At 66.8% G+C, this 26301-nt stretch carries 23 protein-coding genes; 11 read left to right on the forward strand and 12 right to left on the reverse strand.

Annotation, left to right across the window (positions count from 1 at the left end; genetic code table 11):
* Nucleotides 1–4: 4 nt before the first annotated feature.
* Nucleotides 5–1099, reverse strand: a complete 1095-nt coding sequence (locus tag G6R19_RS14440; RefSeq protein ID WP_163166112.1) for a serine hydrolase domain-containing protein — start codon at nucleotides 1097–1099, stop codon at nucleotides 5–7.
* A gap of 249 nt (nucleotides 1100–1348) precedes the next feature.
* On the opposite strand from G6R19_RS14440, the gene G6R19_RS14445 reads away from it, so the two are divergent.
* Complete coding sequence (locus G6R19_RS14445) at nucleotides 1349–2698, forward strand: MFS transporter (protein WP_163166114.1); 1350 nt, start codon at nucleotides 1349–1351, stop codon at nucleotides 2696–2698.
* Nucleotides 2699–2766: 68 nt separating this feature from the next.
* On the opposite strand, the gene G6R19_RS14450 is transcribed toward G6R19_RS14445, so the two are convergent.
* A complete protein-coding gene (locus tag G6R19_RS14450) occupies nucleotides 2767–4410 on the reverse strand; it encodes a glycosyl hydrolase 53 family protein (RefSeq protein ID WP_163166116.1) in 1644 nt (547 codons plus the stop codon).
* Nucleotides 4411–4635: 225 nt separating this feature from the next.
* On the reverse strand, nucleotides 4636–5244 hold the full coding sequence (locus G6R19_RS14455; RefSeq protein WP_163166118.1) for a TetR/AcrR family transcriptional regulator C-terminal domain-containing protein: 609 nt from the start codon (nucleotides 5242–5244) through the stop codon (nucleotides 4636–4638).
* A 180-nt stretch (nucleotides 5245–5424) separates the two neighbouring features.
* Between G6R19_RS14455 and G6R19_RS14460 the strand changes: the two genes are divergently transcribed.
* The 5 genes from G6R19_RS14460 to G6R19_RS14480 all read left to right on the forward strand — a co-directional run bounded on the left by G6R19_RS14460 (nucleotide 5425) and on the right by G6R19_RS14480 (nucleotide 10941).
* The gene (locus G6R19_RS14460; protein ID WP_163166120.1) at nucleotides 5425–6708 is read left to right on the forward strand and encodes an MFS transporter; all 1284 of its coding nucleotides are present in this window, start codon (nucleotides 5425–5427) and stop codon (nucleotides 6706–6708) included.
* Nucleotides 6709–6714: 6 nt separating this feature from the next.
* On the forward strand, nucleotides 6715–8328 hold the full coding sequence (locus G6R19_RS14465; RefSeq protein WP_163166122.1) for an amidohydrolase: 1614 nt from the start codon (nucleotides 6715–6717) through the stop codon (nucleotides 8326–8328).
* Between the two features lie 88 nt (nucleotides 8329–8416).
* A complete protein-coding gene (locus G6R19_RS14470) occupies nucleotides 8417–9211 on the forward strand; it encodes an oxygenase MpaB family protein (protein ID WP_163166124.1) in 795 nt (264 codons plus the stop codon).
* The gene (locus G6R19_RS14475) at nucleotides 9204–10097 is read left to right on the forward strand and encodes a DUF817 domain-containing protein (protein WP_163166126.1); all 894 of its coding nucleotides are present in this window, start codon (nucleotides 9204–9206) and stop codon (nucleotides 10095–10097) included. Before G6R19_RS14470 ends, G6R19_RS14475 begins: the two co-directional genes overlap by 8 nt.
* A 31-nt stretch (nucleotides 10098–10128) precedes the next feature.
* Nucleotides 10129–10941 carry a phosphatase PAP2 family protein gene (locus tag G6R19_RS14480; protein WP_163166127.1) on the forward strand — a complete coding sequence of 271 codons (813 nt, stop codon included), beginning with the start codon at nucleotides 10129–10131 and terminating at the stop codon, nucleotides 10939–10941.
* A gap of 205 nt (nucleotides 10942–11146) precedes the next feature.
* Here the strand turns inward: G6R19_RS14480 and G6R19_RS14485 are convergent, their stop codons facing one another.
* The 4 genes from G6R19_RS14485 to G6R19_RS14500 are packed head-to-tail and all read right to left on the reverse strand — an operon-like array spanning nucleotide 11147 to nucleotide 15311.
* On the reverse strand, nucleotides 11147–12526 hold the full coding sequence (locus tag G6R19_RS14485) for an LLM class flavin-dependent oxidoreductase (protein WP_163166128.1): 1380 nt from the start codon (nucleotides 12524–12526) through the stop codon (nucleotides 11147–11149).
* A 27-nt stretch (nucleotides 12527–12553) separates the two neighbouring features.
* The gene (locus G6R19_RS14490) at nucleotides 12554–13360 is read right to left on the reverse strand and encodes an ABC transporter ATP-binding protein (protein WP_163166130.1); all 807 of its coding nucleotides are present in this window, start codon (nucleotides 13358–13360) and stop codon (nucleotides 12554–12556) included.
* Nucleotides 13336–14199, reverse strand: coding sequence for an ABC transporter permease (locus G6R19_RS14495; RefSeq protein WP_163166132.1), 864 nt, complete (start codon nucleotides 14197–14199; stop codon nucleotides 13336–13338). The genes G6R19_RS14490 and G6R19_RS14495 overlap by 25 nt, the downstream gene beginning before the upstream one ends.
* A complete protein-coding gene (locus G6R19_RS14500) occupies nucleotides 14196–15311 on the reverse strand; it encodes an ABC transporter substrate-binding protein (protein WP_163166134.1) in 1116 nt (371 codons plus the stop codon). Before G6R19_RS14500 ends, G6R19_RS14495 begins: the two co-directional genes overlap by 4 nt.
* 470 nt (nucleotides 15312–15781) lie before the next feature.
* On the opposite strand from G6R19_RS14500, the gene G6R19_RS14505 reads away from it, so the two are divergent.
* Complete coding sequence (locus G6R19_RS14505) at nucleotides 15782–16915, forward strand: PQQ-dependent sugar dehydrogenase (RefSeq protein ID WP_163166136.1); 1134 nt, start codon at nucleotides 15782–15784, stop codon at nucleotides 16913–16915.
* Nucleotides 16916–16959: 44 nt separating this feature from the next.
* Here G6R19_RS14505 and G6R19_RS14510 read toward each other — a convergent pair whose 3' ends face one another.
* Nucleotides 16960–17853, reverse strand: a complete 894-nt coding sequence (locus G6R19_RS14510; RefSeq protein WP_163166138.1) for a helix-turn-helix transcriptional regulator — start codon at nucleotides 17851–17853, stop codon at nucleotides 16960–16962.
* 142 nt (nucleotides 17854–17995) lie between these two features.
* Between G6R19_RS14510 and G6R19_RS14515 the strand changes: the two genes are divergently transcribed.
* The 4 genes from G6R19_RS14515 (at nucleotide 17996) to G6R19_RS14530 (ending at nucleotide 21593) form a co-directional block, all read left to right on the forward strand.
* Nucleotides 17996–19237, forward strand: a complete 1242-nt coding sequence (locus tag G6R19_RS14515) for a multidrug effflux MFS transporter (RefSeq protein WP_163166140.1) — start codon at nucleotides 17996–17998, stop codon at nucleotides 19235–19237.
* A 137-nt stretch (nucleotides 19238–19374) separates the two neighbouring features.
* Nucleotides 19375–20418, forward strand: coding sequence for an NAD(P)-dependent alcohol dehydrogenase (locus G6R19_RS14520; RefSeq protein ID WP_163166142.1), 1044 nt, complete (start codon nucleotides 19375–19377; stop codon nucleotides 20416–20418).
* Between the two features lie 179 nt (nucleotides 20419–20597).
* Nucleotides 20598–21362 carry a hypothetical protein gene (locus tag G6R19_RS14525; RefSeq protein ID WP_205484444.1) on the forward strand — a complete coding sequence of 255 codons (765 nt, stop codon included), beginning with the start codon at nucleotides 20598–20600 and terminating at the stop codon, nucleotides 21360–21362.
* Nucleotides 21363–21413: 51 nt separating this feature from the next.
* Nucleotides 21414–21593, forward strand: coding sequence for a hypothetical protein (locus tag G6R19_RS14530; RefSeq protein ID WP_163166144.1), 180 nt, complete (start codon nucleotides 21414–21416; stop codon nucleotides 21591–21593).
* A 53-nt stretch (nucleotides 21594–21646) separates the two neighbouring features.
* Here G6R19_RS14530 and G6R19_RS14535 read toward each other — a convergent pair whose 3' ends face one another.
* Genes G6R19_RS14535 through G6R19_RS14550 form a run of 4 tightly spaced genes read right to left on the reverse strand, consistent with a single transcriptional unit; the run spans nucleotide 21647 to nucleotide 26300 of the window.
* The gene (locus tag G6R19_RS14535) at nucleotides 21647–22816 is read right to left on the reverse strand and encodes an ROK family transcriptional regulator (protein WP_205484446.1); all 1170 of its coding nucleotides are present in this window, start codon (nucleotides 22814–22816) and stop codon (nucleotides 21647–21649) included.
* Nucleotides 22817–22867: 51 nt separating this feature from the next.
* Nucleotides 22868–23848, reverse strand: coding sequence for a BadF/BadG/BcrA/BcrD ATPase family protein (locus G6R19_RS14540; protein WP_240341898.1), 981 nt, complete (start codon nucleotides 23846–23848; stop codon nucleotides 22868–22870).
* On the reverse strand, nucleotides 23845–25221 hold the full coding sequence (locus G6R19_RS14545) for a glycogen debranching protein (RefSeq protein ID WP_163166149.1): 1377 nt from the start codon (nucleotides 25219–25221) through the stop codon (nucleotides 23845–23847). Before G6R19_RS14545 ends, G6R19_RS14540 begins: the two co-directional genes overlap by 4 nt.
* Nucleotides 25218–26300, reverse strand: a complete 1083-nt coding sequence (locus G6R19_RS14550) for an ABC transporter ATP-binding protein (RefSeq protein ID WP_163166151.1) — start codon at nucleotides 26298–26300, stop codon at nucleotides 25218–25220. Before G6R19_RS14550 ends, G6R19_RS14545 begins: the two co-directional genes overlap by 4 nt.
* Nucleotide 26301 lies beyond the last annotated feature (1 nt).

Consider the following 26301-nt stretch of genomic DNA (forward strand, 5'->3'; position numbering starts at 1 on the left):
CGGCTCAGGCTGCGGTGATGATCGCGTCCAGCTTCCGCAGCGGTCCCCAGGCGCCGCCCTCGCTGTTGGCTACAACAGCGAGGGTGACATCCTGGGCAGGGTAGTAGCGGACCATGGCGCTGGCGCCCACGTTGATGCCCTCCTTGTAAATGGAGCGCACTGCTCCATCCGCGGTGAGCTCGATGGCGGGGCCGAGGCCATAGTGCAGCTCGGCCCGTGCGCCCGGCGCCGGGTCCGCCTTGGAGCTGTGCAGCGCGTGCGGCGTGAGGAAGGCCTGGGTTGAGGCCGGGCTGAGCAGTTCGCCCTCGCGCACGGCAGCCAGGAACCGGGTGAGATCCGCCGCTGTGGCGTGGGCGCCGCCGTCGGGAGAGCCGATGGGCGGGTAGGAGTAGATGTTCTGCCGCCACCCCTTGACGGGCCCGCCAGGTTCTTCCCGGACGGGCTCCCAGCCTTCTGCGACGTCGGGCTCGGCTTCACGCATGTCGAAAAACCCGGCGGTCCCCATCCCTGCCCTGGCAAACACGTCCCGGCGCACTGTGTCGCGGTAGGTTTCACCGGTGGCGTGCTCCAGGGCAAGGCCGCACAGGATGTAGCCCACATTGCAGTACCTGCAGCCGTCCCCGGGTTGAAAGACGGCAGGTTTGTGCACGAATTGCGGCAGGAAGTCTGCTGTTTTGGTAACGGAGTAGGAGGGGCGGTCCAGCCAGAGCGCCTCGTAGGACTCACCCGCTTCCTCATCGGCGTCGTCTGCTACGCCGGAGGTGTGGCTCAGCAGGTGCCGCAGCGTCACCGCGGGGGAGATGGTGGTTCCGGCCAGGTCCACGTAGGAATGGATGGATTCACCGAGGTCGAGGGTGCCGGCATCCACCTGCTGCAGGATGGCGACGGCGGTGAAGAGTTTCGTCACCGACGCAACGTCGAAGCGGGTTGCGGGGGTTACCGGGACGTTCCAGCGCCGGCTCGCTGTGCCATGGGCAGCCTCCATCAGCACCTCGCCTGCCCGCTCCACGCGTACGACGCCGGAGAAAGCGTCGGCGGCCGAAAGGGCAGCGAGCTCGGCATTGACGTCCAGCAAAGGGCTTTCGAGCGAAACGGTCATGTGGCGTCCTTTCATCTGAGGCCATCCTAGGGACCACAAGGGGCGGCCACCTGGCAGTCCACACCTTCCACGTGGCTTTGACGTGACCGACGGCACTGTTTATACTTTTATGAAACGATTCAAAGAAAGCAGCGACCTACTGGCCCCTCAGCGTAGCCAGTCAGCTCCGCCGGCGTCCCCGTGATCACTAAGACAATCCGGAATAGGACACTTCCGGTTCCTTGCCAACGACGAGAAGGAAATCAGCGAATGACCATAACGACCACCGGGAGTGCCCAGCCCGGCCACAAAACCGGCATCGAAGGCAGGGACCCGAAGCGGGCCGCGATGAGCGGCTGGATCGGTGGAGCGCTGGAGTACTACGACTTCGCGCTGTACGGCCTGGCCGCGACACTCGTCTTCCCGGCCATCTTCTTCCCTTCCGAAAACCCCACCGTCGCGATCATCGCCTCGTTGGCGACATACGCGGTGGGATATGTCTCCCGGCCTGTCGGCGCTGTTGTCCTGGGCGCCTACGGCGACAGGCACGGGCGCAAGAACGTGCTTGTCCTGGCGATGCTGCTGATGGGCTTCGCGACGTTCGCCGTCGGGCTCCTGCCCACGTACGGGCAGGTGGGTATCCTCGCCCCCATCCTTCTGGTGGCCCTCCGCCTGATCCAGGGTTTTGCGGTGGCAGGCGAACTCGGCGGCGCCAGCGCCATGATCGTGGAGCACTCACCTGACGCCCGGCGCGGCTTCTTCGCAAGCTTCAGCCTTCAGGGCACCCAGGTGGGATCCATCCTGGCCACCGGCGTCCTGCTGCCGTTGGCGGCCCTTCTCCCCGCCGACCAGTTCCAGAGCTGGGGTTGGCGCATTCCCTTCCTGCTCAGCGCCTTCGTGATCCTTGCCGGCTACATCATCCGCCGGCGGGTCCAGGAGCCCCCGGCCTACCTGGCGCAGTCCGAAACCGGTACAGCCAAGCGACGGTTCCCGATCGTTGACCTCCTGCGCACGCACCCGCGCGTCATGATCCTGTGCGTCATCATGACCTTCACCAACGTGGTGGGCATGGCGACCCTGATCTTCGGCGTCTCCTATGCCACCCAGGAGGGCTACGGCATCGGCTTCTCCAGCAGCGAGTTCCTGTGGGTAACCCTCGTGGCCAACCTCGCCGCAGTAGCGACCATCCCGGTGTTCGGCGCCCTGTCCGACCGGATCGGCCGGCGGGTGCTGATGGTGGCCGGCGGAATCGGCGGCGGCCTCATGTCCGGGGCCTACTTGTGGGCCATCGACCAGAAGAGCCTGTTCCTGGTCTTTGTCTGCGTGGTGATCGTGCAGGGCATCTTCTTCCAGATGTGGAACGCAACCTTTGCCACGTTCTTCCAGGAGCAGTTCCCCATGCGGATCCGCGTGACCGGCTTCGCGGTGTCGCAGAACGTCGGCCTTATGATCGCGTCGTTCTTCCCGAGCATCTTCACGGCGGTGGCTCCTCCCGGCTCAGGAAACGTGCCGGTGGTCATTGGCCTCATCACCTTCGGGATTTGCCTTGTGGCAGCGGCGGCTACTTTCCTGTCCTCCGACACAAAGGGCAAGTCGCTCGAGGACCTCGAGGCACATTAGGCCTAACGCACCAGCCAAAAAGCCGCGGCTGCCCCAACGGGCAGCCGCGGCCTTTTTGCGCAAAGGGGTCAGCGCTTGACGTCGGGATCCGGCGCAAATTCCTGCAGCGCCGGAAGGGCCCGGCCGTCGAAGCTGAACATCGCCTGGTTTTCCCACGCGTTGCCCGTGGTGGCGTCTGCGGGATCCCAGCCGTTGCCGGGAACCGCCGTCCAGGCAGGCTCCCAGGAGACAACGCCGAGGCCGCGTCCGCCGGGTGCAGAGGCCAGCACGTCCTGGACCGCACGGAAGTTGGCTGCCTGTCCCTCCGGCGTGGCCGGGTAGCCGGGGATGAGCTGGTTTTCCCGGGCTATGACGTTCTCCCATGGATCAACCGGGTTGTCCGCGAGCGTGAACGGGTAGGAGTTTTCCACCACGATCACGTTCCGGTCGTAGCGGGCGGACAGGGTGGTGACGGCGTTCTGCAGGTCAGCCATGGAACCGTGCCAGAAGCCGTAGTATGACAGGCCGATCGTGTCGAACTGGACGCCCCGTTTGGTGACCTCGTCGTACCACCAGGTCAGGCCGCCGATTCCGTTGTTGATGTTGGTCAAATGCAGGATGACGTCCGTCTGGGCATTGACGTCCTTGGTGGCCCGGGCACCGGCCGAGAGGAACAGTGCCAGGTTGTCCCACTGGGCCCCCTTGACGTCATCCGTCGGGTTGACGTCCCAGGTTTGTCCGAGGGGCCAGAGCATACCCGGGTTGATTTCATTGCCCACCTGCACCGAGTCCGCCGTGGCGCCGGCGTTCTTCAACGCAGTCAGCACCTCGAAGGTGTGGGCGTAGACGGCGTCGGCCACAGCCTGTGGGCTCAGGCCCACCCAGGCCGCCGGCATCCCCTGGGCACCGGGATCGGTCCACCGGTCGCTGTAGTGGAAATCCACCAGGACCTTCATGCCGGCTGCCTTGGCGCGCTTGGCGGTTGCGACTACTTCATCTGTGGTGTTGTAGCCGTCAGCGGGATTGACCCACACCTTGAGCCGCACGAGGTTGGCCCCGGCATCGGCGAAGGCCTCCACAGCGTCCACCGGCCGGCCGTTTGCGTCGAAGTAAACCGCACCCATGTCCTCGTTCTTTGCGAGGTTGGAAAGGTCGGCGCCCCGGACCGCACGCTGCACAGATCCGGGGGTGAGCGTGACATCGTCAACCACTGCCCAGTCACCGGCCCTGCCGCGGGTTTCGATGACGATCTCGCATGCACTCTTTGTGACGTAGGCGTCGGCGGAGATCCGCAGCCACGCGCCGTCCTGTGCCGTGGACGGAAGGACGGTCTCGCCGTCGACACCGCAGTTCCTGAGCCCGATCCGGGAAGCCCCAAGTGTCCCCTCTGCCTTGACCCGCGCCGAAACCGTCCACCAGCCCTCGGCCAGGTTCCCGGTTTTCTGGCGCAGGTTCACCGTGCCGTCCGAGCCGAGCCGCTGGACCAGTTGCGAATTGCCGGCCTCTGCCGCCGTGGTGGTTGAGGCCGGGTCGCCGGTGGCCTTCCATCCGGCCAGTCCTTGGGAAAAGTTTCCATTGACCACGCCGCCCTCCGCCTTGGCGTGCGGGCTCTCAGCAACGGCGGGGGCAATTCCTGCCGGCAGTGCGACAGCGGCAAGGAGCGAGGCCACCACCACTGCTGATCGCCGTTTCCGGTTCCTGGGATGCTGGATCTTTGAGTCGTGCTTTTCCATGTCGTCCTCCCTGACGGTATGAAGTTGGAGCCGGTCCGTGGCTACCAATGCGCGCGTATGGACCGTGTGCGCTCCCAGTAGTAGCACACGGGGATATCCCTGCACTAGAGGCGTTCATACAACTCAGTTGCGGCCCTCCGTGGCAACTCAACTGTAATCGCTCCCAGTAGGGCATAGGTTAGCCTGGATGCCCATTTCTTCACAGGCGGCCGGCCGGGCGCACCGTCAGCCAGTGGCCAGACGCATCCGAAGCGAGTCGAGGAGGAGCTGGAGGCCGGTCTCGAAAGCCCGGTCGCTGCGTTCCCGGCCGCGGCCGGAGGCCTTGAGCAGCCGCGACAAGGTGGCGGCGGACTCGGTCGGTTCCCAGACGTCGTCGGGGGCTGCAAGGTCCAGGCCGGCACCCAGGGAAAACGAGTCGATGACTGAGATGATCGTCAGCACCTCGTCGTCAGGGAACCCGCCGGCGATGAGTGCCGAGGCCATCCGCTCGTAGGCGGTGATCACTCCGGGATCGGTAATGGTCTTACCCACGATGAGCGGCACCACGAACGGGTGGGCCGCGTACATCTCCCGCTGGCCGCGGACAATCAGCGAGACCACCTCATGCCAGCCGGCATCCTCCGGAACCTCGGGGATGGATTGTGTGGCCAGCCGCGCGCGCATCAGCTCGATGATCTCGTCACGCCCGGAGATGTGGTTGTACAGGGACGATGCCGTGACGCCAAGACGGCGGGCGAGGGCATTGACGCCGAAGCCGGCCCCTTCATCCACCAGTTCGATGGCGGCATCGGCGATGCGGTCCACCGACAGGATCGGGGTTCTGGGCCGTGGCATGGGGCTCCCTTCGTCAAATGCCAGTCTATGGACTCTTCCCTTTGATCCACGTCACATGCATAATAAAACGAACGCCATTCGTTTTAGCGGAGGCTGCCGGTGACGGCAGCAGGCGCGGAGGACGCAACGGAGCGCCGCCGGCCCTGTACCGCGCATATTCCTGTTCAAAGGACACATCCAATGACCCAGCCAGAACCGCAGCGGCTTCCGCTGACCACCCAACGCGCTGTCTCCACGTTCGGGATCGGCGTTGTCGGCTTTATGAGCGCCAACCTTGTCCCGTTTATGATCCTCGCCATTCAGGACTCCCTCGGCGTGGGCGCGACGGAAGCCGGAACACTCATGACCGCCTGCCTCCTGGCCACGGCTCTCGCCTGCCTCCTGGTCACCCGCTTCACGGAAGGCCGCGGGCGTTACCTCGTGGCACGGCTGGGGCTGGCCGTGACGGCGGCAGGGTTCGGCCTCGCCGCCCTGGACCTGGCTCCCTCCGCGTCCATAATCGGCATCATCGCCGGTGGTGTTGGGGCCGGTGGTGCCGTGGCATCCGGCGGGGCAGCACTGGCCGCCCTCCGGAACCCAAACCGGACGTCCGGTATCAGCGGATTGGCTAACCGTGCCATCGTCACGGTTGTGCTGGCAGTTATCCCGGCGGTGGGCATCGGGATGGGAAGCGCCTTCGGCTTCGTGGCCGGGCTTGCGCTCGTGCTGCTGTTCACCGCCGGGTGGCTGCCGATGGCTGGAGCGCCAGAGGGACACGGCGGGACGCCGGGCGCGTCATCGGCGCCGAGTACGACGGCGGCAGCCGCCACCGGGGGAACCGTCGCCACGGGGACGATCGCCACAAGGACCATCACCGTGGCAGGTTTCGCTTTGCTGGCAGTTTTCGCGCTCTGGGCCGTGGGCGAAGACTCACTCTGGGCGATGTCCGGAGCCATCGGTGTTGCCCAGGCCGGCATGACGGAGGAACAGTTGGGCCTGGTGCTGAGCGCGTCCACCGCAGGAGGGCTGCTGGCCGCCATCGCGCTGATCTTCCTGGGAACCCGGCTGGGCCGGGCGCTCCCGCTGGGCATCCTGCTGGTACTCGGCAGCGCCTTGAAACTGACCGCCTGCCTCACCGACGACCCCACCATTTTCCTCGTCACCATGATCGCCTGGAACACGGTGTACGCCGTCGCCTTTATGTTCTTCATCGCCACGGCGGCCGCCCTTGATGCCAGTGGCCGCTGGTCCGGCCCTGTGCTGGGCGTCTACCTGGTGGGATCCAGCTTCGCGCCTATGTTCGGGGCGTGGATCGGAGAGGCGTTCGGCTTCCCCGCCCTCGGTTGGGTGCTCGCCGGCTTCAGCCTGGTGCTCCTGGTTCCCGCCGTGCTCATCGCCCGGCTCTCGTCAAGGGTCGAGGCGGAACACGCCTCAACCACACCAACCTCATCCGACATCGCCACCATCCGAACTGCAGGAGTCTGAAACCCCATGACTGTGCTCTACCGCAACGCCCGCGTCTTCACCGCCGACCAGTCTGCCCCCTGGGCTGAAGCGTTCGTTACCGACGCCGGCAAGCTCACCCATGTAGGCAGCGATGCCTCCGCCACGGCGGCTGCCGGTGACGCCGCGGAGGTGGTGGACCTGGGCGGGAGGCTGGTGCTGCCGGGGTTCATCGACGCGCACACGCACGTGATGATGCTCGGCGAGGCACTGGGAAAGGTGGGCCTCACAGATGCCAGGACCCTGCCTGAGATACAGGAACGCCTGCGCACCGCACGGGCCGCCGACTCCGGGGCCAGGCGGATCCTGGGCAGGGGCTGGCTGTTCGACTCGCTGCCTGGAGCACCAACCTCGGCCATGATCGACGAAGCAGTATCCGACGTCCCCGTCTACCTTGACGCCAACGACTACCACTCCTGCTGGGTGAACCGGGCCGCGCTGAAGGAACTGGGCATTACCCGGGACACCCCTGATCCGCTCGGAGGACGCATCGGGCGGGACAGCCAGGGCGAACCGGACGGGATGCTGTACGAGACCGCAGCACAGCAGTTTGTGTGGCCGTTCCTGGGGCAGGTGACCTCGGACGCTGACCGGGATGCCGCCATCGAACGTTCCCTTGCGGCCTACCTGGCCGCCGGGGTGACCGGAGCAGTAGACATGGCCCTGGGGGAACTCGACCTGGCAGCGTTCCTCCGTGCGGCAGCGCGGCGCGGCGGCCGGCTGCCGATCCGCGTCGTGGCGCACTGGTTCATCCACAACACCGGCGACGAGGCCGAAAACCTGGCGCAAGTGGAACGGGCCGTACTGCTGGCCAGGGACGTCAACACCGAGTGGCTCCGCGTGGCCGGCATCAAGCTGGCACTGGACGGTGTGATCGACGCCTGCACTGCTGCCATGAACCGGCCCTACGCGGACGGTTCACAGGCCGGGCCCATCTGGTCCCCTGAGCAGTTGGATCCGGTGGTGGCAGCCGCCGATGCCGCCGGGCTGCAGGTTGCCCTCCACGCCATCGGGGACCACGCCAGTGATATTGCCCTGGATGCCCTGGAACGCGCCGCAGAAATGAATGGCCCGCGCCGCCGCCGCCACCGCATCGAGCACCTCGAATACGCCTCACCGGAGACTCCCGCCCGGATGGCCCGGCTCGGCGTCACCGCGTCCATGCAGCCCGTCCACGCCGACCCCGCCATCTACGGCAACTGGGTGGCGATGCTGGGCGACGACCGGCCGGACCGCAGCTTCGCCTGGCCGGAATACGTGGCGGCCGGCGCCCTGTTGGCCTTTTCCACCGACGCCCCCACCGCGCCGTACGAGGCCCTGCAGAACATGTTCGTCGCTGCGACTAGGCAGTCGGCCCTGGACCCGTCCTTTCCGCCAAACAATCCGCATTTCGCCCGTCCCCTGGCTGACGCCATAGCGCACGCAACCCGCGACGCCGCGGCGTCGGTGATGGAGGAGGGCCGCCGTGGCCGCCTGGCGGCTGGCCTCGCTGCGGACTTCACCGTGCTCGACGCCGATCCTTTCAAGGACGGCGAGGAATCACTGCTGAATGCCCGCGTACTGCGCACCGTTGTTGGCGGCCGCACGGAGTACGTTGCCTGACTCGGCCAGCTGATGGGGCCGGGGCGAGGAAACTCTTCCTATGGCAGCTCCCATGCCGCCACCCGGTGCCCTCCGGTACCCTGTTGAGATGGCGCGAGAACTTGCCGAATTGAACGCGGAGGGCATCCTGCTGGCGGGGGCTGGACGGGCCATCCTGCTTCAGCTTGCCGATCCGGCGGTGGGCCGCGGCGTCGCCGAGAACAGCACCTTCACGGACCGCCCGATCAATCGGCTTAAAGGCACCCTCACTTACGTGTACGCCGTCACCTACGGGACCGAGGAGCAGGTCAAGGAGGTCCGCCGCAGGGTGAACCGCGCCCACATACCTGTCCGCCGGGATGCCGATGACACATCCCCCGGGTACAACGCCTACGACCCGGAGCTGCAGCTGTGGGTGACGGCAACGCTGTACGACACTGCCCTCACCATCATCGAAAAGATCTACGGCCCGCTCGACGACGAATCCGCCGATGCCATGTACCAGGACTACGCCAGGCTCGGGACGGCCCTGCAGCTTCCGCCGGACAAATGGCCCAAGGGCCGCGAAGAGTTCAACCGCTACTACGAAGAACGCATGGCAAACCTTCGGGCCAGCGACGCCGCTGTGCGTGTGGGCCGCGGCCTCCTATACCCGAAGCGTGCAGCACTGTGGTACCGGGCGATCATGCCGTTCGCCAGGTTCCTCACGGCCGGTCTCCTTCCGGACCAGCTGCGCCAGGACTTCGGCCTGCCGTGGAGCGGCCGCCATGAGCGCCGCTTCCACCGCACCATGAAAGTCCTCGCCGTGACCTACCCCAAGCTGCCGCAGGGCATCCGGCACTGGTTCAAGAACTACTGCCTCAACGACCTGGAAACGTCCCCGCGCCGGGCAGTGAGTGCGTAGTTCCGCCCCGCTGGAGCAGCGCCTCGATGAGCGCGCGCGCCGTTTCCTTGAAAGCGCCCCGGCCAGCCGCATCCGCCCCAAGCTCACCGAGTTCGTTGTCTTCGGCCTCAAGCAGGGCTGGGCCTGCATCTTCGGCGCCGCCCTCCTCGCGGTGCTTATGGCCGCCAGGCTCTGGTACCCGGACCACGCCGGCCTGGCCAGGAACGACTTCCTGACCCTGGCCGCCGTCGCCATCCAGGTCCTCATGGTGGTGTTCAACCTGGAGACCCTCAGGGAGTTGCGGGTCATCATCCTCTTCCACCTGGTGGGCACGGTGATGGAGCTGTTCAAGACCGATGTCGGCTCCTGGTCCTATGAGGCCGAGGGCGTGCTGCGGATCGGGGCGGTCCCGCTCTTCAGCGGGTTTATGTACGCTGCCGTGGGTTCGTACATGGTGCGGGTCTACCGACTGTTTGACCTCAAATTCGCCGGCTATCCGCGGCGCTGGATCACGGCGGTCGTTGCCGCTGCCATCTACGTAAACTTTTTCACCCACCACTACATCTGGGATGCGCGCTGGGTGCTGCTGGCCGCCGTCGCCGTCGTTTTTGGCCGGTGCGTCATGCACTTCCGGGTGTTCCGGAAGCACCACCGGATGCCGCTCGTGATTGCGTTCCTGCTGGTGGCGCTGTTCATCTGGATCGCCGAGAACATTGCCACCTGGTCCGGTGCCTGGCTCTACCCCAGCCAGCTGGACGGCTGGCAGCCGGTGGGACTGGAGAAGCTGGTGGCGTGGTTCCTGCTGATGATCATCTCCGTGGTGCTAGTGGCCTGGGTCTACAAGCCCGAGCCGCCGAAGGCGGTGGACATAACGGAGCCCGCCGCGCAAGGTAAGGTTGCTTACTAATTTCATAACGCGGCAGGGAGGGCTCAAAGAGATGGTTGCAGGAAAGACTCCGCCTGAGACCGGTGTGAGCGGTGAAGTCCACCAGGACCGCTTTGTCGGCGGGCAGGACCTCACCCGGTGGGACAGCAAACCCGGCCGGTTCCTGGCCTCCACGGTTCAACGGATCAGCAGGCTGCTCGGCCCCCATGCGGCGTTGGTCCTCACCCTTGCCGTCGGGGCAGTGCTGGCCGTTGCGCTCGCCGCCGTATTCGCCGAGGTGTATGAATCCGTGGTCCAAGCCGACGGCGTCGCCGGGCTGGACCATCCGGTCCTGGACGGTGCCAAGACGCTCCGGTCACCGGGCCTGGACACGATTATCACCGGCTACACCGACGTGGGCGGAACGGTGGGGATGCCCTTGTTGGCGCTGGCCATCATGATTGGGCTGGCGTTGAGGCGGCGGTCCTGGACGCCGGTCATCCTGATGCTGGTTGCCGGGCTCGGTTCGCTCCTGATGACCATCGCGGGCAAGGAACTGGTGGGCAGGACCAGGCCGGACCTGGCAGATGCCGTGCCGCCCTACGAGTACTCCGCTTCATTCCCCAGCGGCCACTCGTTGAATTCCGTGGTGATCGCCGGGATTGTGGCGTACCTGGTGATTCTCCGCCTCAAGTCCCCCCGCGCACGTGTCCTCACGGCAGTGGCAGCAGGGATCTTTGCCGCCACGATGGGGCTGAGCCGTGTTTACCTGGGCCACCATTGGCTTACCGACGTGCTGGGGGCGTGGGCGCTGGGGGCCGCCTGGCTTGCGCTGGTCATCACCGCCCACCGCCTCTACCTCACTACCCGGGTGCACCCGGCCTGACTGGAGTGGCGAGGTTGCCGGACGACGGCGGGAGCTTCCCGCGCCGCCCGGCAACCTGATGCGCCGGCCCGCCTGCTGCCCAGCTTCAGCGGCTGCGGCGGCGCAGCACCGGATCAGACAACGACGGCAGCCGATAGCCGGCGGCGTCGCCATGGTTCAGCCTCGTGCTGGGCGGGACGGCCTCGTCGATCCAGCTGTCTGGCCATCAAAACGCCGATCCCATCGATGCCAGTTTCCCTGCGCCCGCGCCGGCGTAGCGGTTGGCCGGGCGTTCCAGGCCGTAGTGCTCCCGCAGTGTCCTGCCGGTGTATTCCGTGCGGAACAGGCCGCGTTCCTGGAGGATGGGAACCACCCGGTCCACGAATGCCTCCAGCCCCGAGGGCAGCACCGGCGGCATGATGTTGAAACCGTCCGCCGCGCCGCCGTCGAACCATTCCTGGATCGCGTCCGCCACCTGGACCGGGGTGCCGGTGAAGGTGCGGTGACCGCGGCCGCCGCCCAGCCGTCCGATGAGTTGGCGCACGGTGAGCTTTTCGCGGCGGGCCAGCTGGACGATCAGCGTGTAGCGGCTCTTGGCGCCCTCAATCTCGTCTTCGCTGGGCAGGTTGTCCGGCAGCTGACGGTCCAGGGGCAGGTCCTCCGGGGCGACGCGCAGGGTCTTGGCCAGCTGGATCCGCGCGTACTCCGGCTTGATCAGCCGGTCCAGTTCCCGCTCAAGCTCCAGGGCTTCCGCTTCCGTGGCACCGATGACCGGCACGATGCCCGGCAGGATCTTGATGCTTTCGGGATCGCGGCCGACGGCGGCGGTCCGGTCCTTGAGGTCCCGGTAGAAGGCCTGTGCATCAGCAAGCGTCTGGTGGGCGGTGAAGACGGCGTCCGCGTAGCGGGCGGCGAGGTCCTTGCCGTCCTCGGACGAGCCGGCCTGGACGATCAGCGGGTGGCCCTGCGGCGAGCGGGGCACGTTGAGCGGTCCCCGGACCTTGAAATGCTTGCCCTCATGGTCGATCACGCGAATCTTGTCGGCATCGCCCCACACGCCCTCGGCTTTGTCCGCGAGCACGGCATCGTCCTGCCAGCTGTCCCAGAGCTTCTGTGCCACCTCGAGAAACTCGGCGGCACGTTCGTACCGGACGGCGTGGGCAGGCTGGTCGTCCACGCCAAAGTTGCGGGCTGCGTCCGGACCGGCGGTGGTGACCACGTTCCACCCCGCGCGGCCGCCGCTGACCCAATCCACTGATGCAAACCGGCGGGCCAGGTTGAAGGGCTCGTTGTACGTGGTGGAGGCGGTGGCGATCAGGCCAATGTGCTCGGTGGCGCCGGCGATTGCGGTGAGGAGCACGGTGGGCTCGAGCTTGCCGGCCGGGCGCCGGCCCACCTCGCCGAAGAGCACGGGGGAGTCGGCGAAGAAGATGGAGTCAAGCTTGCCGCGTTCAGCAGTTCGTGCGAGCTGTTTGTAGTGCTCCACGTTGGTGCTGGAGTGCGGGTCGCTATCGGGCAGCCGCCAGGATGCCTCGTGGTGTCCGGTGCTCATGAGGAAGGCGTTGAGGTGGAGTTGGCGGGTAGTGGGAGAGTTGTCAGAAGTCATGGGATGGTCCTTCAGCTGAGGTAGAGGTCAGTGGCTGGTGCCGACGACGCCAAGGTCGGCAAGGAGGTCGCGGCGCAGGGCTTCGTGTCCGGCGGCATCCACCGCGGTGCTGATCTCCGGCGTTACGGTGCGGACGGTGGCAACGCGGCCGCTGTCCAGCACCACGATCCGGTCCGCCAGGGCAATGGCTTCGTCGACGTCGTGGGTGACCAGCAGGACGGCCGGGCGGTGTGCGGCCACCAGGTCCTGGAGCAGTCCGTGCATCTTGATCCGGGTGAGGGCGTCGAGCGCCCCGAACGGCTCGTCGGCCAGCAGCAGCTGCGGCTCCCGGACCAGGGACCTGGCCAGCGCCACGCGCTGCTGCTCGCCGCCGGAGAGCTCGTGGGGCCAGGATTTTTCCCGGCCGGCGAGCCCCACTTCGGCGAGGGCCTTGCGTGCCCGGGAGTCGGCGTCGTGCTCCCGCAGGCCCAGGGTGACGTTGCCCAGCACGCTGTCCCACGGCAGCAGCCGCGAATCCTGGAAGACCACGGACACCCTTTCGGGGACGCTGATCACACCGCTGCCGCGGACGTCGTGGTCCAGCCCGGCGAGGGCCCGGAGCAGGGTGCTTTTGCCGCAGCCGCTGGGGCCGAGGAGGGCCACGAACTCGCCGGGAGCGATGTCCAGGTCCACGCCGTTCAGGACGCCTTTCGGGCCAAAGCTGCGGATCAGGTTCCGGACCGAAACTGCGTTGCCGGCGCCGGTTGCAGGGGCTGTGCCGGAGGAAGAGCCGACGGCGGACCGTACCGTGCCTGAAGAAGCGACGGCGGTCAGCCCGCCAGGGTGCGCTGCCATGAGAGGGCCTTTCGTTCGAGGAAGCGGACGGCGCCGTCGGACAGCAGGCCGAGGATGCCATAGACGGCCAGTCCGAGGACGATGATGTTGGTTTGGCCATACGTGCGGGCGAGCTCCATCATGTAGCCGATGCCGCTGGTGGCGTTGATTTGTTCAACCACCACCAGGGACACCCAGGCTCCGGTGACGGCGAAGCGCAGGCCCAGGAAGAATCCGGGGAGCGCGCCGGGGAGGACCACCTTGCGGATGAAGGCGGCGCGGCTGAGGCCCACGGTCTGGGCGAGTTCGACGTAGCGCAGGTCGATCCCGCGCAGGCCGGCGTGGGTCTGCAGGTAGATGGGGACGAAGACGCCCAGGGTGATGGTGAGGACCTTCATGGTCTCGTCGATGCCGAACCACAGGATGAGGAGCGGAATCAGGGCCAGGCCGGGGATGGCGCGCTTGATCTGCACCGGCCCGTCGATCAGCGCCTCACCCACGCGGCTCAACCCGGCGAGGAGGGCCAGCACAGCACCCACCACGATGCCGAAAAACAGCCCCAGGCCGGCGCGCTGGGCGGAGATGGCGAGGTTTTCCTGCAGCCTGCCGTCGGCGATCAGTTCACCGGCGGTGGCCACCACGGTCCAGGGCTCCGAGAGGATCCGCGGGTCCAGCAGCCCTGTTGCGGAAGAAACTGTCCAGAGCCCCAGCAGGACGGAGGGGCCCAGCAGCCAGGCCAGGCGCCGTCGTCGTCCGGGGCCCAGCCTCCTGCCGGTGGGCCGGACGTCCTCGCGTGCCGCGAGGGCCGGGTCCAGGTGGGGCTCGACGGCGGGACGTTCCAGGACCGGGGCGGCGCTCATGCTGCGCCGCCCTTGCCGGCCACGGTGAAGGCGGTGCCCGCGATGGCCTCGAAGCGGGTGTCGTAGAGGTCCGCCGCCTTCAGTTGCGGCTTCTTCTGTTCCCTGGCCAGCAGGTCGATGGTCTGCTGGTGCCGCTCGATGGCCTCGGTCCAGGATGTGGGGACGTCCCGCTTGCCGGCGGCGTCGATCAGGTACTGCCCGTCCTCGGCGGAGAGTCCCTGGTCCTTGATGTAGTAGCCTTCGAGCCATTCCTTGGGGTGGTCCTCGATCCAGCGCTGGGCCTTGCCCCACGCCTCGGCGTACTTGGCTAGGGCGGCGGCCTTGGCGGGATCGGCCAGGACCTTGGCGGGGGAGTACAGGTGCCCCGGGTCGTCGCGGAGGCCGTGGCGGAGGGTGGTGGCGCCGTCGGCCTGGTACTTGGCGAGGTACCGCTTGATCTGGACGCCGCCCAGCGGTGCCGCGTCAACCTGCTTGCTGGAGAGCGCCGAGGAGTACGCGTCTCCCGTGCTGGGCAGCTCGATGAGCTTCACGTCATCCTGGGCGAGCCCGGCCTTTTCCAGGATGCGCAGGACCAGCGCGCCCTGGGCCTGGCCCGGGCTGTACGCCACCTTCTTGCCGCGCAGGTCCTCCAGCTTTGCGATGCCGGAACCGGGGGCGATGCCGAGTTCGTACAGCGGATGGTTCACGGCGTCCTGCCGGTAGGCGCTCGCAATAATGCGGACGTCCAGGCCGGTCCAGGTGGCGTGGATGGGCGGGATGTCCGCCACCGAGCCGACGTCCAGAGCGTTGGCCCGGAACGCTTCGGTGGTCTGGGGTCCGCCGGAGATGTTCGCGAACTCCACGTTGATGCCGTCCAGGTCCTTGATCAGGCCGGACAGTTCCAAGGCAACCCGGATGCTCGGATCACCCACCTTGATGGTGGTGCCGGCCGGAACGGAGGCGGCAAGCGGTGTGAAGGACGCCTGGCTGGTGGGGTTGCCGGCGGTGGCGGTTCCGCCGCAGGCCGTCAGGAGGCCGAGTGCGGGCAGGGCCAGGAACGCGCCCAGGGCGCGGCGCCGGCTGAAGGCACCGCTGAAGGATTGTTGAGGCGGGGAGGATGTTGCGGGGGACATGCTGTGCCTTTCGAAGGGACGGTATGTGGGCATCAGGGCGCGACGAAGCGCCGGGGGACCGGGATAGCCGGGGAAAAGGGAAAGAGGTGCGTGCCGCCGTCGGACGCTGTGGCGGTGGTGCTGCGGTATTACGTCAGCGGCTGGTGGTTGAGCTTGTCGAAACCAGGGAGTGGGTGCACATTCGGCGGAGCCAACACAGCGGACCGAAAGTGCGGGTGCCTTGCGGGCGGTCGGATGGGTGCGGCATCGGTCCTCCTGTTCACTGTCAGAGTGTGTTGCGCTCGGCCTGGCGTGTGCCGTGGAAACACCTAAGCACGGTCTTCAATGCCTTGGCCAGCACCCCGCAACGGAAGCGAAACGGGAGGAAACGGCGCTACTTATGGCGCCATCAGGAGGACAAACCGGGCAACCGGGCGCCATGATCCGCAACGGGGGTTAATGTGACTGGAACGACTCGTTAGGAGAAGCGCATGCGCCACCGGACCCTTTCCGCGGCTGCCATTGGGACGGGTATTCTCCTGGCTGGCTGCACAGCTACTCCGCCGCCGTCGCCCACAGCGACGTTCCCTGCCCCCTCGTCCTCGGCGCCGGTTACTTCCGCCCCGGCCGCTTCCACAGCCAGTCCAGCCCGGACAACCCCAGCCACGATCGCCGGGACTCCGCAGCCTGTCGCAACTGGCCTTGCCGCGCCGTGGTCCGTCGTGTTCCGCGACGGAACGCCGTTGGTCAGTGAGCGGAACAGTGCGCGCATTCTCGAACTCGCGCCGGACGGTTCTGCACGGCCCATCGGGACCGTTGAGGGGGTGGTTGGCCGGGGAGAGTCAGGACTGCTGGGCCTCGCGGTAGGTGGCGGCGGCGACCTCTACGTCTACTCGACGGCGTCGGACGGCAACCGGGTCCAGCGTTTTGCCGTGACCGGCACACCAGGATCCCTCTCGCTTGGGCAGCCGGACACACTGCTGGCAGGGATTCCGGCCGCTAGTACGCACGACGGCGGCAGGATCGCCTTTGGTCCCGACGGCATGCTGTACGTGACGGCCGGGGACGCGCAGCAGCGCAACAGCGCCCAGGAGAGGGATTCCCTTGCCGGAAAAATTCTGCGCATGACTCCCGAGGGTGAGGTTCCGGCCGACAACCCCTTCCCGGGCTCCCTGACGTACAGCTACGGGCATCGAAACCCGCAGGGCCTTGCGTGGGCGGAGGACGGAACCCTGTTCGCCACCGAATTCGGGCAGAACACGTGGGACGAGCTGAACGTCATCAGGCCTGGCGCCAACTACGGGTGGCCCACCGTGGAAGGGATTGCGGGCCGGGAAGGTTTCGTCGATCCCGTGCAGCAGTGGCAGCCCGGCACGGCCAGTCCCAGCGGCATGGCCCACGCCGGCGGCACCCTGTTCATCGCCAACCTCCGGGGACAGGTTTTGCGGTCGGTTCCCGTCTCGGATCCCACCACGTTCACCGACCACTACAGCCGGGAGTACGGCCGTATCCGCGACGTAGCACTGTCACCGGACGGGCAGCTGTGGTTCATGACCAACAACACCGACGGCCGCGGTGACCCACAGCCCGGGGATGACCGGATCCTCGCCGTTCCCCTGTCATAACGGCACGCCTCGCCAGGGCAGGTTGGGGCTTTAGCTCCTGGTGTTTAGCTCCGGGCGTGGGCTTGGGCTGTCTCGACGATGTTCTCGGTCGCGGCCCACGAGGCGAGGAGTTTGAGGGCTTCCTCGGAGGGGCTGCCCGGCGTGGCGGGGTAGACCGTCAGGGTATGGCCGGGATCCTCTTCCAGCCCCAGGACCTGATAGTTCAGCTCGAGGAGCCCCACCACGGGATGCTTGAAGAACTTTGTGCCGGCGTAGTGGCGGCGGACGTTGTGTGCAGCCCAGCGCGTACGGAATTCGTCACTGCGCATGGACAGCTCGCCGATCAGCTCGGCAATGCCCTTGTCGTGCGGGCTGCGGCCCGCTTCGCGGCGCAGGATGGCGACATTGACGTTGGCTGCCCGGTCCCAGTCCGTGTAGAAATCGTGCGCGCGGGGGTCCAGGAAGATGAACCGGGAATGGTTTGCCGGCCGTGCCGTGCCACGGTACATGTCGGAATACAACGCGTAACCCAGGGCGTTGGCCGCCACGATATCCAGCCGGTTGTTGCCAATGAAGGCCGGCGCCGCGGTGATGGTGTCCAAGAGGTACTGCAGTTCGGGCCGCACCCCGGACGGGACGGAACCCGCTGCGCTCGCAGCACGCTTGCGTCCAGACGTGTTGGCCGCCCGGGCCAGGTCGTAGAGGTGGTCGTGTTCAGCGCGGTCCAGCTCCAGCGCCTGTGCAATGGCGTCCAGCACACTGTCGGAAACCCCGGTGAGGTTTCCGCGTTCCAGCCGCGTGTAGTAGTCAACGCTGACCCCGGCCAGCCGGGCCACTTCTTCGCGCCTCAGGCCCGGCACCCGCCGCCGCCCGCCGTACTGTTCGATACCCGCCTGCTCCGGCGTGATGCGCCCCCGGCGGGTAGAAAGAAACTGCCGGACCTCGGCTCGGTTATCCATACGGACACGTTACGACGAAACCGCAAACCCTAAGGAGGGTCTGCCAGAACCCGTTACGCCAGGGCCCTCGCTACGCTTGCCGGCTGCCGGTTTGATGGAAATACCCCCCCTTTTAGCCATCAACGACCTGGAGCACCAACCCATGCTGCCCACTGCAACCACCCGCGGGCGATCGGCCGGCGCCGTCCCGGCCACGCTGGTTGCCACGGTCATCTTCCTGACGGCCGTGGCGCCGCTCGCTACCGATATGTACGTTCCGGCCTTCCCGCGGGTATCCGAAGAGTTCGGCACCACCGCGTCCGCCGTGCAGTTGACCTTGACCACGTTCTTCGCCGGGATGGGGCTCGGACAGCTTGTGGGCGGGCCCTTCAGCGACCAGCGCGGCCGGCGGATGCCGCTGGTAGCGGGAACGGTGCTCATGATTGTCGCATCGGTCGCATGCGCCGTGGCACCGGACGTTTGGATCCTGATGCTGGCCCGGTTCCTGCAGGGGTTCGGCGGAGGCTGGGCCATGGTCATCGGGCGCGCCGTCATTGTGGACCTGGCCCACGGGCCGCAGCTGGTCCGGGTACTCAACCTCGTGATGGGGATCGGCGGCGTCGCTCCAATCATCAGCCCGCTGCTCGGAGCCGTGATCCTCCAGCTGACCGGGTGGCGGATGACCTTCTGGTCGCTTGCCGCCCTAGGCATCCTGATGACCCTCTGTGCGCTGTTCATCGTTCCGGAGTCGATGCCGCCGGAAAAGCGGCACGCAGGCGGGCTGGGGGAATTTGGCCGCGCGGCGAAGGCCGTGCTCTCAAACCGCCGGTTCGTTGGCTACGTGGTGGTGGCGTCGTCGGCCTTTATCGCCCTGTTCGCCTACGTGGCAACGTCCGCGTTCATCCTGCAGAACATGAACGGCCTGTCGCCCGTGGCGTACTCCATAGTGTTCGCGGCGAACGCGGGCGGCATGACCCTCGCCGCGCTGGTCTCGGCGCGGCTTGCCGGCCGTGTGTCCACCCGGAAGGTCATCTTCGTGGGGCAAATCATTGCCCTGGCTGCCGGTGCGGCCATGCTGGCCGGGGCCCTCTGGTGGGCCACCCCGCTGCTGGTGGCGATGGGCAGCTTTTTCGCACTCATGGTGGCCCAAGGCCTGATTAATACCAACGGCGGCGCCCTCGCCTCGGCCGAAGTACCCGAACACCCGGGCACCAGCTCAGCCGTGCTGGGACTCGTCCAGTGGACCACAGCCGGCGTCGTCGCTCCGATAGCGGGACTGGGCGGCTCGGACACAGCCGTGCCCATGGCGTTGCTCATGATTGGCGGAGCGCTGCTTTCCCTGTTCGGACTCCTTGTCCTGGCCCGCCCGCAAACCCGCAGGTGCCCCAGCGGGCATCAGAGGTGACGAGTAGGAGGGCGGTTGAAGGGGGTTCTGCCATAACCCGTTTCAACAGGGCCCTCGCTACGCCTCCCCACCGCGGGGTTTGATGTTAATCGACCCTGTAGCATTCAGTAATCCCCCCCAAAAACCACAGGAGAACCATGACCACCGTCAAGGCCTATGCATCCCCGTCCGCCACAGAGGACCTTTTTGCGACCACCATTGAACGCCGCGAAGTGGGCCCCCACGACGTCCTGATCGAGATCAAGTTCGCCGGCATCTGCCACTCAGACATCCATACCGTCCGCGGCGACTGGGGCCCGCAGCAGTACCCGCTGGTTCCCGGCCACGAAATCGCCGGTGTTGTCACGGAAGTTGGCTCCGCTGTCACCAAGCACGCTGTGGGTGACCGCGTCGGTGTCGGCTGCATGGTCAACTCCTGCCGCGAATGCGCCAACTGCCTGAAGGGCGAAGAGCAGTACTGCCTCAAGGGCATGGTGGGTACCTACGGCGCAGTGGACCGCGACGGAACCATCACCCAGGGCGGCTACTCAAGCCACGTCGTCGTGACCGAAGATTTTGTGGTCCGCATCCCCGAAGGCATCGAGCTCGACGCCGCGGCCCCGCTGCTGTGCGCCGGTATCACCACGTACTCCCCGCTGCGCCGCTGGGGCGCCGGCCCGGGCAAGAAGGTCGCCGTCGTCGGCCTCGGCGGCCTCGGCCACATGGCCGTCAAACTCGCCGCCGCTATGGGTGCTGAGGTAACGGTCCTGTCCCAGTCGCTGAAGAAGCAGGAAGACGGGCTGCGCCTGGGCGCGGACAGCTACTACGCCACCAGCGATCCGGGCACGTTCGAACAGCTCGCCGGCACCTTCGACCTGATCATCAACACCGTCAGCGCTTCGATCGACATCAGCTCCTACCTGCAGCTGCTCACCCTCGACGGCGCACTGGTCAACGTCGGCGCCCCCGCCGAACCGCTCCCGGTCAACGCCTTCGCCCTCATCACGGGCCGCCGATCCTTCGCCGGTTCCATGATCGGCGGGATCCGCGAAACCCAGGAGATGCTCGACTTCTGCGCCGAGCACGGCATCGGGGCGGAGATCGAGGTCATCCCCGCTGAGAAGATCAACGACGCCTACGAGCGCGTGCTGGCCTCGGACGTCCGCTACCGCTTCGTGATCGACACCGCCACGCTCTCATAACAAAACGCGTTCGACGGCGGCCCGCTCCCCTGGGGGCGGGCCGCCGTCGTGCGTTAAAGCTCCAAGACTCTTCTGTTATTCGGCGCAACGGTTCGGCGCCAATCACTCAGCGCCCGGCCCGAAACCTGTACGCGGTTCCACAATTGGAGGACAGGTTTTCCTAGCCCCGGGAGGGTGACATGCGTAGGTCCGGCGGGCTGCTTCCCACGATGATCCTGGTTTCTGTGGTGCTGGCCGGTTGCGGCCCGCAGGCAGGGCCGCCGACGGCAACAACCCCGGCGGCGACGGCCACGACCCCCGCCACGTCCGCTGCCCCCAGCCCTTCCGTCACCTCGACCCCGCCGGACGGCGGTGCCACCGCGACCGCCACCGCGAAGCCCCCCGCAGAGGGGGCAGCATGGATGACCTTTACGACGGCGGACGGGCAGCTCGCGTTTGACCTGCCGGCGGAGTGGAGCGTACGGGACCCGGCAGGGGAGCTCCCGGAAGGCGGGGGCGCCTTCGCGGAGGTCACCAATGAAGCAGGAAAGCCGCTGGCCACCCTCCGGACCAACATGGCCACCGGTTCCACCTGCATGGAGAAGTATCCCTTCTCGGAGTTTGAGTCGCAGGAACTCCCGGCCCTGGCTCAGGACGGCGACGTGCCCCGGTACGTGTTCGAAACCCGCGGCGATGCCACAGCCCCCGGCCCCGCCGATACCCCTGCTGCCGCCTACGGCATCACCACCGTTGAAGCTCCCACCGGCGGCTCGGCATGCCCCATCTTCCACTTCTTCACCTGGCCGCCCACCGCGGCGATGTTCGGTGCGTTCTACAATCCGGAAAACAACGTGACGCCCGGTGCCGAGTCCCTGCCATACCTGGAACAGGCCCGCAAATACATGGACACCGCCGAGTACCAGGACATCAGGCGGATGATCACGTCGCTCCGGCCGGCCGGTTAAAAGCCGTCAGTTTTCCGCCATCCGGGCCCACCCTGACAACGAATTACCGACATGAACTATTACAGCCCGGCGGCGCAGGAACGGGCCCGGGACGCTGCATACGACGCAATGGAAAAAGTCCTCGACGGCATGTTCTCGCCGCTGAACCGGCACGCCCTGAACGCGCGCTGGAATCAGGCCTGCGAAGCCATGGCGAGATACCTGGAAGCCGAAGACAACGGCGAGGAATAGGTGCCGCCGCCGGGCCTTATCCGGCCCGGCGTGGCTCGAACTTCTCGCCGTCCCTAGCCCGCGGCGCTCTCCGCTTCATCCGCAAAGAGCTGGTCAACAGCATCGGGGGCGAAGATCTTGCGCATAACGAGGGTAGTGAGCCCGTGGCAGGCGGCGAGGTCTTCCGGATGGCCCGCCTCCACCACCATGCCTTCGGCGATCCGCTCCACCACGTCGGTGAGGACGCGGGAGGACACCTTTTCCACAAAGTCGGGCAGTCCACCAATCTGCCCACCCAGCACCAGGCGGTCAGGGTTGAGCGTGGTGACGGTGGCTGCAAGCGCCCGGCCAAGCACGTCCGCAGCATCACTGAGGGCCTGCAGGACCTCGGGATCTCCCGTCCCCGCTGCCGCGCTGATGTCATCAATTTTCGTCAGGCCCAAATGGCCAAGCCTGTCCCTGAGGGCGCGTCCTGAGCTGTAGGCAGCCAGGCACCCGTGGCGGCCGCAGCGGCACAGGGGGCCGTCGGCGGACATGCGGATATGGCCAATGTCCCCGGCAGAACCATGGGCGCCCCGCAGGATGGAGCCTTCCACCACGATGCCGCAGCCAATGCCCGTTCCGACCTTGACGTAGACAACGGTCTCAGCGTCACTGGCCCTTTCGCCCAAGGCTGCGGCACGCGCGTCGTTCTCGATAACCAGGGGCAGGTCCCAGGTCGCCTTGACAGCCCGCACCACTGAGTCGGGTGACCATCCGGGGATGGTGGTCTGGTGCTTCACGTGCCCGGTACCGGCTTCCACCGGTGCTGGAAGACTGACGCCGATACCCAGCAGGGTCTCATCGGAACCCTGCTCCAGGAGTTTCCGTCCTTCTTCGACCAGTGGGAGGAGGACCGAGTCAGCCGGCGCGCTGATCTCCAGTGCGAACGTCTCCGAGCGCAGTTGGCGCCCGGTGGTGTCCGTTATGCTCACGGTGCCGTGTGTCTGGCCGAGTGTCAGCGCCAGGACAACGCGCCCGCGGTCCTGGAAGCGGATCTTCCGGGAAGGGCGGCCACCGGTGGAACCGAGGGGTTCGGCCTCGTAGATGTAGCCGCGGCGGGTGAGCGTGTCCAGCCGCTCATAAAGGGTGGCACGAGACATCCCGGTGGTTGACAGGAGTTGCTGGCGCGACAGGCCGTCCGCCGAACGGATCAGCTCCAGCAGATGCCCGTGCGAGGTTGCCCCGCCCAGGCTTGCAGGCATTCTTTCAACTGTCACGCCGGCCCCCTTTCTCCGGTCTACAAGCCTACTTCCTTACCGGCCCGGGCCCTCCAGGGGCTGGCCAGTTCCGGCTGGAAGGTAAGCGCCGGCCAGGTGGACCGCACCGAAGACCGGCTCGACGGCGAGGGGCTTGGCGGCAGCCAGCCCTTCCCCGGCCAGGTGGGCGTTCAGGGCTTCGACAAGCGCAGGCTGGTGGACGCCGAGGCCGCCGCCAAGAACCACCGGGCCGACCAGGGCGAGGCGCCGGGCAACCTGCAGGACCTGGTCCGCCAAATGCCATCCGCCTTCCCGGATAATGGCCTGACTGAGCACATGGCCGTGGGCTGCCGCCTCGAAAACCACGCCGGACCGCTGTGCCCAGTAACGGCGGTCGTGGTTGGTGTGGAAGTGGCTGATGAGCTGTTCGGGATGGTCCAGCCCGCACTCGGACAGCAGCAACCGTGTGAGCTCGTCCGGCGCAAGTCCCAGGTTGAACTGCCGGAGGCTGTGGCGGACAGCCTCCCGCCCGAACCAGTATCCGCTGCCTTCGTCACCGAGCAGGTAACCCCAGCCGCCGCTCCTGGCCTCGTCGCCGGCCTCGTTGGTTCCCCAGACGGCAGAGCCCGTGCCGGCGATGACTGCTATCCCTGCGTCCTGGCCTGCTGCTGCCAGGATGAGCCTGGTGTCATGGACAATTTCCACACTGGCCTGGGGAGCATGCGGGGAGATGAGCTTGCGGAGGTTGGCCGCATCCTCCCTGGTGTCGATCCCCCCGGCACCGACATAGACTGCGTCAGCATCATGGCCGCCAAGGGCAGCCATGAGGTGCCCGACGTTCGCGGCTGCCGTGGCCTGGTCCACGTTCTGCACGTTTGCACTGCCGGCCACCTCATTCCGGGTGACCCTGCCGCCGTCGATCCTGACACCATGGGTTTTCGAACCCCCGATATCCAGCCCCACGATCACCTTCTCATGGAGTGCCGGTGCGGGCTGGCGACCGCTGGATTCCGCCGGTGCCTTTGGAATTGTGGTCACTTGGGGTTCTCTTGGATTTCGGCGTGTCCCGCGGCAGGCCCGGCTCCCATCCATTCCAAGGCAGCAGCCGCGGTCCAGGCCTGGGCCAGGCTGCCCAAGGGTTCGCCGGTGAAGGGTTCGTAGTACTCGCCGAACTGCAGATCGGCCAACTGTTGAAGGGAAGCAGACCTAAGTTGGCCGTAGAGACCGGCTTCGCCGTCCCTGGCAGAGGCCCAGCCAAGCAGGAGGTTGAGGAACGGCCAAACGGGCCCCCTCCAGTACGTCCGGGGTTTGAAGGCGGCGCTCGCAGGAGAAGTGGACGGCGGCAGCGGGAACCGGAGGTCCGGGAAGCCCATCCACCGCGGCCCCTGCAGCAGCTCGCGCTGGGCGGCCAGGAGGGCAGGGTCTCCGCCGGACACCAGCGGTGCGAAACCGGAGACGGTTTCGGTGCTGATCCACTGTCCGGCCAGCACGTCGTAGTCCCTCGCCAGGCCCGTAGAGGGATCCACAGTGGACGCCACTCCCGCCCGGAACTGGGCCGCCATCAGCCGCAGTTCCTCGGCTTCCTTGCCCCTGCCGATCTCCTCGGCAAGGTCTGCCAGTACTGTGCTGGAAGCGGCCATGATGGCGGAGAAGAACACGTCGCGCACCCGGAAGTGGACCACTTGCTGGACAGCTGCGTCGTCGAAGTGCACGTCCGCCATCTGCTGGACCAGCCACAGGTACTTTGTGTACTCGGCGTCGTCCGGCCGTTCGCTGGTGTCCGCCACGTGGAGGGTGTCCCGGCGTGTGAAGGGAGCGACGTCGCCGGGCACTACCCGTGCATACGGGCCGTCCCAGCGGGGGGAATTGTCGAAGCCGGATTCCCAGCCGTGGTGGATTTCAATGAGGCCCACACCGTCCGGGTCCCGGACCGTGGCGAGCCAGCGGTGCCACGCGAGCCAGCCGTCAAAGGACTCGGCAAGAAACGCTTCCGCCGCTGCCTGGTCTGCACCGCCATTTTCGCGGCCACGGTCAACGATGTGGCGAAGGGCGATGGCGTGCACCGGGGGCTGGCAGATTCCGCTGCTCTTAACCCCTGGCGGCAGGGCTGCCGCGCTCGCCGTTCCCCACCGGTCGAAGCCGGGAAAGTAGCCGGTGTGGTTGTCGCTGAACACGATGTGGGGGATCATTCCGGTGGACCACTGGGCGTTGAGCAAGGTCCGGAGTTCGGTGACGGCGCGCGGGACGCTGGTGCGTGCCAGGCCGATGGCTACGAACGCGGCATCCCAGCTCCACATGTGCGGGTAAAGGTTTGGTGCCGCGCTGGTCATGGTGCCGAGGTCATTGAGGCGCAGGACTTCAATGGCGGCGCTGCGGAGCTCTTCCATGGAAACGGACGTGACGGGGTTCATTTGGCCTCCAGTGCCATCGAAGTTTCGCGGTCGTAAACGCGCATGGTGTTCGGGGCGAAGCCCAGCCAGATCGTTTTGTGGGGTGCCGTCCGGAAAGTGGGGGGCGCCTGGACTTTCAGGGTGTGGCCATCCACTTCCACCGTGAGGAGGATGGTTGAGCCCATGGGTTCAACCACCAGGACCGTGGCCGCGACGTCGCCCGAGGACCGCTCGTTTCGGACCGTCACGTTTTCGGCCCGGACGCCCAGCAGCACGTCCCTTCCGGCGAAGGACCTCAGGATGGACGGGGCCATAAGCTGCTGTTCGCCCAGGACCAGGGTGCCGCCGTCGTGGCTGACTGCGGCGTCCATGAAGTTCATGGGCGGAGATCCGATGAAGCCGCCCACGAAGCGGTCCGCCGGGGCGTCGTAGACGTCCAGCGGGTCACCGAGCTGGGCGATGCGGCCCTTGCGCATCACGGCCACCTGGTCGCCGAGGGACAGGGCCTCGCTCTGGTCGTGCGTGACGTAGACGGTGGTGGTGCCCAGGTCCTGGACGATCTTTTTCAGTTCCGAGCGGAAGGTCAGGCGCAGCAGGGCGTCCAAATTGGAGAGCGGCTCATCCATAAGCAGGACGTCGGCATCCATGACAATGGCCCGGGCGACCGCGACGCGCTGGCGCTGGCCGCCGGACAGGTTGGCGGGAAGCCGGTCCAGGTACGGGCCAAGCTGCAGGAGGTCCGCCGCCCACTGGACCTTCCGTTCGATTTCTTCGGCCGGGACCTTGGCCATGCGCAGGCCGAAACCGATGTTGTAGCGGACCTTGCGGTGGGGGAATACGGCGTAGGACTGGAACACCATGGACAGGTTGCGCTTGTTGGGCGGCAGGTAGGTCACGTCACGGCCGCCGATGGCAATCGAACCCGAATCAGGGAGCTCGAGTCCGGCGATCATGCGCAGCAGGGTGGTCTTGCCGCAGCCGGAGGGGCCCAGCAGGACGGTGAACTCGCCGTCCTGGATCTGCAGGGACACGTCGTCGGTGGCCCGTTCGGATCCGCCCGGATAGGTCTTTACGAGGTTGGAGATCTGGATATCAGCCACG

This window comes from Arthrobacter sp. Alg241-R88, assembly GCF_900537115.1.
In the GTDB taxonomy this organism is placed as follows: Bacteria; Actinomycetota; Actinomycetes; order Actinomycetales; family Micrococcaceae; genus Arthrobacter.